Consider the following 10,153-nt stretch of genomic DNA (forward strand, 5'->3'; position numbering starts at 1 on the left):
AGGCCGAGGGCTAGAGCCAGCCCTTCTTGCGGAAGACCACCCAGAGGATCAGGGAGACAAGGGCCATGAGCCCCAAAGAGGCAGGGTAGCCCCAGGCCCAGTGTAACTCTGGCATCTCATCAAAGTTCATTCCATAGATAGACCCAATGACCGTTGGGACGACCAGGATCGCCGCCCAGGCAGAGATACGCTTCATGTCATCGTTCTGCCGTTCGGCAACAATGGTGGAGTTAACAGCCAGAGCATTTTCAAGCGATGCTTTTAGGTCATCGACCCGTTCGTTAATCTGTAGGACATGGTCGTGGACGTCGCGGAAGAGGCGAATGAGCTCTACACCCTCTTCGGTTCCGGTGGTGCGACCGGTTGTTTCCATCAGGCGGAGGCGGCCCATGAGCAGATCCAGCATGGGCACCAGGGGTTTTACCGCGCGTTTGAAGTCAGCTACCTCGTTGAGCAGGCCGTAAATGCGTTGGGAGATTTCGGAGGCTTCCCCGCCGGAAGAGAAGAGGGTGTCTTCGATTTCGTCCCCATCATTTTCTAGCCCGTCTATGACCGGGTAGTAGCTATCAACCAGGCTATCCAGGACTCCGTGCAAGAAAAACATGGTCTGGGCACTGGTGGCGCAAGTCTGCATTACCAGCTCATTAAAGTTCTGGTTCATGGCGGCACGGGTTTTCTCGGCTGACCGCAGTGAGTCTTTGACCAACCAAATCATAAAGTGAGGACCAACGAAGAGGTGGGTCTCCCCCAGCCGAAGCTCCTCGGTGTCGTCCAGGTAGACGATGGACCGCAGAACCAGGAAGTAAGTGTCGCCGTAGCGCTCTATTTTGGCGCGCTGGTGGCCGTGCTCTGAGTCTTCAATAGCCAGCGGGTGGAGGTCAAAGAGAGCCGCCAGAACCTCTAAATCCTGGTGACTGGCCTCAAGAAGGCCAACAAATGTACGGTCGCCCACCTGTGGTTGAAGCTCCGCGAAGTCTTTCAGGGTGCCGTATTCTTCGATGTCGCCATTGGCGCGCACAATTTTGCTGAGGAGAAGAGCCATGCTCACCATGCTATAGGAGCCTGCCCCACCGACATGAACTTGCCGGGTAACTCAGCCTGAGGGGTGCCATGAGGCTTATTCAAAAGTAGGAACACACCCCATACCCACCAACTAGATAACGGCACCAGCAAATGACAATCAATGAGGATAAATCATCACAAATAATCTCAAACCCACCGAAAGAACCATTACTCCACCAGCGCGCAAGAGGACTCACACCTCAACAATTCACCACACCACCCCAGCATCTGGGCAAAACCAAGCAGCCAACCACCAGCATTCACCCTCGCCCAAGCCCTCAAAGCCCCGCTAACCTACCACCGGCGCAATCTCACTGAAGAGCTCCCTACTGAACTCTTCGACACCTCTCACCCCACCATCGCGCGGACCATCAACAGCATTAAGAAAGCGCCTCAAAATCTCTTTCCCCGCTCAATCCACCCTTAAACCAGCTCACTCAAAACACGGGGCCTTTGGCGATTGGCAGAACCCTGATTCCTCCTTGGAATTGGTGCTCCCAAGGTACAACAAAACTTCTTCTGTAAGGGCAAACAGGCTGGTTCAACCATCATGTCATTTGCCCCCGGGGGGGGGAACTCTTGACTATCACTGACCCTATACCCAGGGCCAAGCATGATTCGCGCACTTTTAAGCATCATGGGCTGGACCGGGGGCCGGATTCATCTATCTTGGCTGCTAAGGGTTATATCGAGCTAGGCCTAGTCATTTTAGTCAGAGACAGTAAAGTCCACAAGACACCTGCGGATGTGAAGGCGGTGAACAGGTTCATTAATTTACGTCGGGCGGTGGTAGAGCAGGTGGCTGCGCAGGTAGGGATGCCTGGCAATTTAGTTTTGGCCTATGTGGAGCTATTTGTTTCTCTTTTAATATCACTAGTTCAGATAACGACGATGATGTATCATTGGGTCTTGAATTAGGTGCTGGTGGGGAGCTTAGCGCTGATACATTTATTGGAAGAACCTCCGGGGACCCAACTCCTGAGTACAGCACAGCATATAATAGTTCTTGCCAGGCCGCGTACGGATGAGGTTGGAAGAGCGGAATGCAGGTACCTATCGATGGAAGCCCTGGACCAACCTCCAATGGGTTTTTATTCGGTGTTGGAGTAGGGTGTTCTCAAAGTTTTTCATGGGACTGGGGAGTGAAATGATACCGATCAATAGTGTTGATGTATTTTTTGAATGTTTTTTGCCCTACTAGGAGATTCCTTTAGTATCTACCGAATAATTAAATACCCTCACGGGTAAGAAACCAAAAAGGAATATTCATTCCAGGAATCCCACCAGGGTCCCTTGCGGATAAAATTTTATATATTGGATCCCCTAAAGCTGTATTTATCGGAGGCATTCATTTAGCAATAAAGAAAATCTCTTTATAAAAAATGTTTTATTTTCACCTTTTTCTATACGTTGATTGCACGAAAGCAACAAAGGAAATACTTATGTTTAATATATTCGAGCATGTCAACCGCCCCGTATTTATCACTTCGTGGATTGGCTTTGCTATTTTTGGCGTATTCCTTCCGCCGGTCACACATGACAAAGGAGTATGGTTCTTCATTAGTATCGCAATTTCAATTGTTTTTCTTATCATCTTTTGGTATCAAGTTTTGAAAGCTTTTGCGCGAAGAAAGCAAGATACCGTCAGGGAATCTGACCCGCATGAGTAAGAAGAAAGAAATGAGCGCAAAAAGCATACATGGACATCCTAAACCGTATCTATTAACCGGGAGATAACGACTTATATGGAGGAGTAACGTTTGGTATTGGGGCGAGCTGGTCTCGTACGTATGGTAAATTTTGGCCTGCAAAGTAGGGGTATGTAGTAATGAATAATCTAGTAATTATAGTCGGCGCATTGGCTTTTATAGTGGGGACAATACTTTCTATATATCGAATAAGAGTATATCCAGATCGGGAAAGTGGGAAGCGGGGAGGTATTTTTCTGCCCGGCGTAGAAGCCGGATCATTTATAGATAGAATGTGGTATATAGGGTCATCACTAGGATTTGGGCTCATGGGGCTCGTATGGATTATTAGTGAATTGACGAAAAAACCATGAAGAGGGATTATAAAATTTTTCTATCTGCATGGATAATAGGATTTTTATCTACTTCATTGATACCCTTTTTTCAAAACGACAAATCTTTTGTGTTCTATATGCTATTTATTTTTATTGCAATTTCCTATTTAATTTTTCTGGTTTATGGAATTAGGATTCTTTCTAATTTATTTACATTCAAAAAGAAAAATAAGTAGAAATATCGAAACCATTTTGTGATATTTCGAAACACAAAAAATAATTGACATTCATGTTGAGAAGATTCATCATGAGGGTAAACTGCTTATGTTGAACACCCCCTGCAACTGGTGCCCCTCTCTTTCTACGCGATACGGATAGGGCCAGTGTGCCTATATATATTTCTGATCTGATTGATTCTGATATTCGTTTGGTGAAGGATGATGGTTCGCCGCCTGACTATAATGGGGCATGTGTATACTTAGCGTTATAGGTCTTGTGGGATCTGGGCTTGTTTTTGCGGGCAGCATTATTGCCTTACCCGAGACTTTTGGGGCAACAAATCTAACAGCTATTGGCTCAGGCATAGCCTTTTTAGGAGCACTAGGAATGGCAGGCTTAACATGTCTCTAAAAGAAAAATATACGAGTCGTAAAAAATACTCTAGAATAATTCTACTAGTCGGATCCCTTTTTTACCTGGTGGCACTTTTAGGATTTTCATATTTTTACCTAAAAACCCCTGTGGGAATTTTTCTTGCGGTTTTAATATTATTTACACTAATCGCAAATATATACATATTAATAAAATATTTTAAAAAGTAAGTATTAATCTACAGCCAACCTCCAAGTTTGCGGAACTAACCAAGACACTGCGATCTCCACAGAGTTAAAACCCTCAAAAAAAAATTTGGGTAACTTTTCAAGGTCTACGATCTTATCCCAGCTCTCATATACAGCCCTGCACCTGCGGATAGCCAAATCCAATAAGCAAGATAAGCCAGATATTAATTAAGCAATAACCCGTCCCATCGCCGACCACAACCGGGCTTACGCCGAATTATTCCACTTTAGCCAGTCACTGAACCACCGCGGTCAGAAAAAAATTTAGAGGTGTTGTCCTTTGAAAAAGTCAACAAATCTCTTAAAAGGTGAGGCCCGCTCCCCTACTAGGAGCGGGCCTCACCTTCCATACGGGTTAGTCCAAATTAGCTTTCGTCGATCAGATCGCGGACCACAATAGTCTGCTCGCGGCCCGGGCCAACACCAATCGCCGAGATACGACAGCCAGAGATCTCTTCGAGCTTCTCTAGGTACCTACGGGCATTGACGGGCAGCTCTTGGAGAGTCTTAGCCTCAGTAATGTCCTCAGTCCAACCGTCAAAGTACTCATAAATAGGCTTTGCATGGTGAAAGTCCGACTGAGTCATAGGCATCTCATCAAAGCGAACGCCGTCCACATCGTAGGCCACACAGACCGGAATTTTCTCCAACCCGGTGAGCACATCCAGCTTGGTGATGAAAAGGTCGGTAAAGCCGTTAATGCGTACGGCCTGACGAGCCAACACCGCATCATACCAGCCACAGCGTCGGGGGCGGCCAGTATTGACCCCAAACTCTCCACCGGTCTTCTGCAAGAACTCGCCCATCTCGTCAAAGAGTTCTGTGGGGAAGGGTCCAGCACCCACGCGGGTGGTGTAGGCCTTCTGAATACCGATGACGCGGGAAATGCGGGTGGGGCCAACACCGGAACCAACCGAAGCGCCGCCTGCGGTGGGGTTCGATGAGGTCACGAAGGGGTAGGTGCCATGGTCAACGTCCAGGAAGGTGGCCTGGCCGCCCTCCATGAGCAGGGTCTTACCCTCATCCAGCGCCTTGTTAAGGAGCTGGGTTGATTCCACAATCATAGGTGCTAGCCGATCGGCGAAGCTCATGAAGTAGTCAACGATCTCTTCGACCTCAACGTGGCGGCGGTTGTAGACCTTGACCAGCAGTTCGTTCTTCTGGCGCAGGGCCCCTTCAACCTTCTGACGCAGGATAGATTCATCGAGAATATCCTGCACACGGATACCCAGGCGGCCCACCTTATCCATATAGGTGGGGCCAATACCGCGACCGGTGGTACCGATAGCACGCTTGCCCAGGAACCGTTCGGTCACCTTATCCATGGTCTGATGGTAGGGAGCCACCAGGTGGGCGTTGGCTGAAATCTTGAGTTTGGAGGTGTCTGCCCCGCGCGCTTCAAGCCCGTCAATTTCTTCAAAAAGGGCCTCGGGGTTCACCACAACACCGTTACCGATCACTGGGACAGCGTTTTCTGAGAGGATACCGGCGGGAAGGAGCTTGAGCTCAAACTTCTGGCCGTTGACGACGACGGTGTGCCCGGCATTGTTGCCACCGTTGGGCTTGACGACATAGTCAACGCGACCGCCAAGCAGGTCGGTTGCTTTGCCCTTACCTTCGTCGCCCCACTGGGCGCCTACAATCACGATTGCTGGCATAAAAGTCTTACTCCTGAATAGGTGTCACCTGCCGGGTTTCACGGCGGTGGGGTGGCGCTGAGCTAGCTGTGTATGCGGTTTGGCGCAGAGCACACCGTTTTTAAGAATACCAAGGCGGCACAGTATTGAGAGGGTCGGCGCGGTTTTCTGGCAAGAACAAAAGTAGAAGGCTCCCTCGGTAGGCACCCTATATACAGGGACTCATACAGCGCTCAGTGGGTCAGAACCCATTATGCGAAGCCTAAAAAATCATAGGACATCGCAATTCTCCAAGAAAGATGTTTTACAAGTAAAATATTCTATATTTATTTAAAAATTGTAAATTTTACAAGTCACATAAAACTAATCACCATTCCACCACAAACACCATAAATCCCCAAGCAATACCGCCCAGTAATTTTTAATAAATTAGAATGGGTAGCATGAGCAGCTTTCCCCCCAATAGCGCCCCAGATTTCCCCCAACTAGCACCCCCACAACCGGGGACTCATAAACCTAAAAACCGCATAGGACTTATAGCCCTTACACTTTCCGTGTCGGGGCTCATCTTCGGCATTTTTCCGGCAACCTCGGTCCTGGGCTGGATCCTGCTACCCGCCGGCTTTGGTGCCGGAATCGCAGGTCTCTTCCAAAAATCAAAGGAAAGAGTTACCTCAATTCTGGCGATTGTTCTTTCCTTTCTGGGCACCGTCATTTGTGGCATCGTACTATTGGTTACAGCGGTCCTCTCCGCTTCGCATCAGCCAGCAGCTAGACAGCCAGCAAGCGAAACTGAGGCAGAATCCCCCGTCGCTTCATCTTCGCTGTCAGCACCGGCGCTCATGCAACCCGCCGATTCCAGCCTTGCCTCATCTTCGGCTCAGCCAAGCACAACCACAACCCCCTCAAAGGCAGAATCACAGTCAAAGGGCAACGTCCCTGACGGCTACGAGAACGCTCTGGCAGAAGCACGCAATTACGTCAAAATTATGGACTTCTCCTACGCCGGGCTCTACGACCAGCTCACCAGTGAATACGGCGGAAAGCACTCGGCAGAGGCCGCCCAGTACGCTCTGGATAATCTGGAGGTTGACTGGAATGCCGAAGCCTTAGGAGCAGCACAGAACTACATTGACATCATGTCCTTCTCCTATGCCGGGCTCTATGACCAGCTCACTAATGAATACGGTGAGCAGTTCACCCCCGAACAGGCCCAGTACGCGGTGGATCAGGTCAAGGTTGACTGGAATGCCGAAGCACTAGAGTCAGCCCGGAGCTACATGGACCTGATGGACATGAGCACCGACAGTCTCTACGACCAGCTCACCAGCAAGCACGGTGAACAGTTCACCCCCGAACAGGCCCAGTACGCTATCGACCACCTCTAACCGGGAAGCCCCTCTTGTGACGTGATTAGAACAGCGCGACCTTGGGAGGTGCCGGGAAGATCGCGTCGAGTTGCGCCAGGTCGACGTCACTCAGACGGGTCACGATGGCCGCCGCATTCGCTTTGACCTGTGCCTGGCTCGTTGCTCCCGCGATTACCGACGCCACCGGGTTCTGCTGGGCCAGCCAGCTAAAGGCAACCTGCACCTCGGTAAGACCACGCTCGGAGGCAAAAGCAGAGAAAGCCTCCAACTGCCCCCAGTTGGCGCCCTCTAAGAGGGCGGGCTTGATGCGAGTCAAACGGCCATCAGCAGGAGCTTGGGTACGGGTGTATTTACCGGTCAAGAGACCGTTAGCTAGGGGGAAGTAGGGCAGCAGGCCCAGCCCGAACTCGCGGGCTGCCGGTAGAACCTCCAGTTCAGCCCTGCGGTCCAGTAGGTTGTAGTGATTCTCAGCAGCTATATAACGGTGGCCCAAGGCGCGGCCTAGGTGCTCAGCGTGGGCTAGTTGCCAGCCAGCGTAGTTAGAGGAGCCAATATAACGCACCTTGCCCTGCTCAATCAGGGTACCCAGAGCAGAGAGGGTTTCCTCAACCGGGGTGGCGGGGTCGGGGGTGTGATGGAAGTAGAGATCAATATAGTCTGTGCCCAGGCGGGTCAGTGACGCTTCAACAGCGCGCATAATGTAGCGGCGGGACCCGCGCACACCGTAGTCGCGCCCATTCACACCGCCCATATCCATGCCGAACTTGCTGACAATCACGATGTCGTCCCGGTCTATCCCAGTCTCACGCAGGGCACGGCCAAACATGGTCTCGGAAACCCCGGGCTCGGCGCCGTAGATATCGGCAACATCGAAGAGGGTGATGCCCTCGGCTACAGCAGCGGCAAGGACGGCGTTAGTGCCAGCCTGTGTTTCCGTTGCGGTTTTACTGCGTCCCAGGTTGTTACACCCCAGGCCGACCGCTGATACGGTTAGCCCGCTCTTACCCACTTGGCGATATTCAATACTCATAGCCTCTACCTTAGCGGGCTGCGGGTGCGGCTCCGGTGGATTGCTTGCCCGCAGGTACCAGAAGAGCAACGACCAGGCAGACCAGTGACAGGCAGGCGGCAGCGAAGAAGGCCAGGTGTACACCGTCCATATAGGCGGCCAGATCGGTCTTTTTGCTGGTAGCTTTTCCTAGCTCGAGCAGGGCCACAAAGCTGGCGGTAGCTGCAGCGCCCGAAACCTGCTGGAAGGTAGTCATAGCCGATGAGCCAAAAGCCTGCAGTTCGCCGTTGAGCGACCCCAGGCCCACCGACATCATGGGTGTGTTAATGAGGGGTAGCGAGAAGCTCATGAGCATGTAGGTTGCTACCACGTACCAGACAGCGGTGTCCTGGCTAAAGGTGCTCATCAGCCAGATAGATGCGATAAAGAGAACCGCACCGGGGATCACCAGGGTACGAGCGCCCAGACGGTCAGCCAGGCGGCCAACAAAGGGACTGAGTACGGCCATGAGCAGGCCACCGGGAAGGAGCATCATACCGGTCTCCAGCGGGGTCAGGCCCAGGACGTTCACGGTGTAGAGCGGAATCAGGATAGCGGTACCCAGCATGACACCCATACCCACCGAACTCATCATAACGGTGAGGGTGAAAGGCCGTGCCTTGAAGATACGCAGGTCCATGAAGGGGCCGCGTTCTTGGAGCTTAATCTGGCGCACCACAAAAGCGGCGATAATGACGGCGGCAAAACCAATGACCAGCCAGGGGCTAACCGGCAGGTGGGCACCGCCGTGGGTTGATTCCCCGCCAAGCGAGGAGAGACCCAAGACCAGGCCACCGAAGCCTGCGGTAGATAGAACAATGGAGAGCAGATCAAGACGCTGGCTCTTGCCCTGGGGCTTACCGGCAGGTGCCAGGCGGGAACCCACAGCAAGGGCAATCAAACCAATAGGCAGAATGAGCCAGAAAAGCCAACGCCAGCTCGCAACATTCAGAATCAGGCCAGAGACGGTGGGGCCAGCAGCAGGGGCCGCTGAAATGACCATACCGATGATGCCCATAGCCTGGCCGATTTTACTGGGTGCAACCAGACGCATCATGGTGGTCATCAGCAAGGGAATCACGATGCCGGTTCCGCCCGCCTGAAGCACTCGCCCTACCAGGAGTAGAGCAATGCCGGGGGCTGTAGCCGATACCAGAGTACCTAGCGAGAAGAGGGCCATAGCTCCCAGGAAGACCGCTCGAATGGAGTAGCGGGAAATAATGAAGCCCGATGCGGGGGTCACCACAGCCATGGTGAGCATAAAGCCGGTGGAGGTCCATTGGGCAGTTGCCGCCGCGATGTTGAGGTCTTCCATGATGTTGGGAAGAGCCACCCCCAGTAGGGTTTCATTGAGAATCAGAACAAAAGCGGACAGAACCATGATGGCAAGTAGTAGGAACTCATGACGTTCAAGCGACTGAGTCTGAGGACTAGCCTGGGGTCTTAGATGTTCTGATGGGTTGCTCTGGGCAGGCTGAGATGAAGGCATAGGCTACTAACCCTACCTAAAGGATGACCTAGTTAGCTATAAAATCTTGCTCACAGCCAGCTGACCTTGAGGTCAGGTAGGTACAAGAAAAAACGCTAGGGCTAGTAGCTTTTGCCACTAGCCCTAACGCCTTCTGCGGGTATCTAGGTAGAAAAACCTTAGAACTTGCCGTCGTAACCGCTACGCCAGGTGTTACCGGCAATACCAACGGTATCTAGTACGTGCCAGTGGCCGGTAGCCTTGTTCCTGATAACCCAGATAGCCTTGATCCAGCTTTGGCAGGAGCTAAACCAACGGTTAGCTGTTTTAATCTGTAGTTTGCCGACCCCGTGGGTGTTGCTGAAGCAGACGTTGTTGGACTGAACCATGATGGACCCCTGGGGTAGGGTGATGGTGCAGGGCCCGGAGCTACAACCGTCGAAGGCGTAAGGCATAGTAAGCCCGCTGACGTCACAGGGGCTAGTCCAGTTACCGGCAAAAAAATTGCCGCTGCTGTAGTAGCCACGGCTGATGCAGCGGAAACGTTCGGCGGCGTTACCGTGGGTGTTGGCGCGTGAGCCATCGCCACACACGGGCACCAGGTAGCACTGAACGTCGTAGCCTGCGCTACCTGCGGAAGCATCTAGGGTCAGGGTGGTGGTGTTGCCAAAGCACCAGCCTTCACCGTTGCTCTGGTCTGTGAAGT

At 52.0% G+C, this 10,153-nt stretch carries 6 protein-coding genes; 1 reads left to right on the forward strand and 5 read right to left on the reverse strand.

Annotated features, from left to right (window positions below):
- Positions 1-10 precede the first annotated feature (10 nt).
- Positions 11-1,042: a magnesium and cobalt transport protein CorA gene (locus ACN08V_RS08570; protein ID WP_419105254.1), complete on the reverse strand. Its 1,032-nt coding sequence runs from the start codon at positions 1,040-1,042 to the stop codon at positions 11-13.
- Between the two features lie 3,247 nt (positions 1,043-4,289).
- The gene (locus tag ACN08V_RS08575) at positions 4,290-5,582 is read right to left on the reverse strand and encodes an adenylosuccinate synthase (protein ID WP_419105255.1); all 1,293 of its coding nucleotides are present in this window, start codon (positions 5,580-5,582) and stop codon (positions 4,290-4,292) included.
- A 422-nt stretch (positions 5,583-6,004) separates the two neighbouring features.
- Between ACN08V_RS08575 and ACN08V_RS08580 the strand changes: the two genes are divergently transcribed.
- Positions 6,005-6,949 carry an Ltp family lipoprotein gene (locus ACN08V_RS08580; protein ID WP_419105256.1) on the forward strand — a complete coding sequence of 315 codons (945 nt, stop codon included), beginning with the start codon at positions 6,005-6,007 and terminating at the stop codon, positions 6,947-6,949.
- A gap of 25 nt (positions 6,950-6,974) precedes the next feature.
- Here ACN08V_RS08580 and ACN08V_RS08585 read toward each other — a convergent pair whose 3' ends face one another.
- The 3 genes from ACN08V_RS08585 to ACN08V_RS08595 form a co-directional block, all read right to left on the reverse strand.
- Positions 6,975-7,961: an aldo/keto reductase gene (locus tag ACN08V_RS08585; RefSeq protein ID WP_419100275.1), complete on the reverse strand. Its 987-nt coding sequence runs from the start codon at positions 7,959-7,961 to the stop codon at positions 6,975-6,977.
- A 10-nt stretch (positions 7,962-7,971) separates the two neighbouring features.
- The gene (locus ACN08V_RS08590; RefSeq protein WP_419105257.1) at positions 7,972-9,468 is read right to left on the reverse strand and encodes an MDR family MFS transporter; all 1,497 of its coding nucleotides are present in this window, start codon (positions 9,466-9,468) and stop codon (positions 7,972-7,974) included.
- A gap of 158 nt (positions 9,469-9,626) precedes the next feature.
- Positions 9,627-10,153: hypothetical protein (locus ACN08V_RS08595; RefSeq protein ID WP_419105258.1), on the reverse strand; the 527-nt coding region annotated here is incomplete at its 5' end.

This window comes from Rothia sp. P5766, from assembly GCF_048513555.1.
GTDB lineage: Bacteria > Actinomycetota > Actinomycetes > Actinomycetales > Micrococcaceae > Rothia.

Coding starts and splice junctions, on each gene's coding strand:
- ACN08V_RS08570 (WP_419105254.1), bottom strand. CDS start 1,042: ATGGCTCTTCTCCTCAGCAAAATTGTGCGCGCCAATGGCGACATCGAA.
- ACN08V_RS08575 (WP_419105255.1), bottom strand. CDS start 5,582: ATGCCAGCAATCGTGATTGTAGGCGCCCAGTGGGGCGACGAAGGTAAG.
- ACN08V_RS08580 (WP_419105256.1), top strand. CDS start 6,005: ATGAGCAGCTTTCCCCCCAATAGCGCCCCAGATTTCCCCCAACTAGCA.
- ACN08V_RS08585 (WP_419100275.1), bottom strand. CDS start 7,961: ATGAGTATTGAATATCGCCAAGTGGGTAAGAGCGGGCTAACCGTATCA.
- ACN08V_RS08590 (WP_419105257.1), bottom strand. CDS start 9,468: ATGCCTTCATCTCAGCCTGCCCAGAGCAACCCATCAGAACATCTAAGA.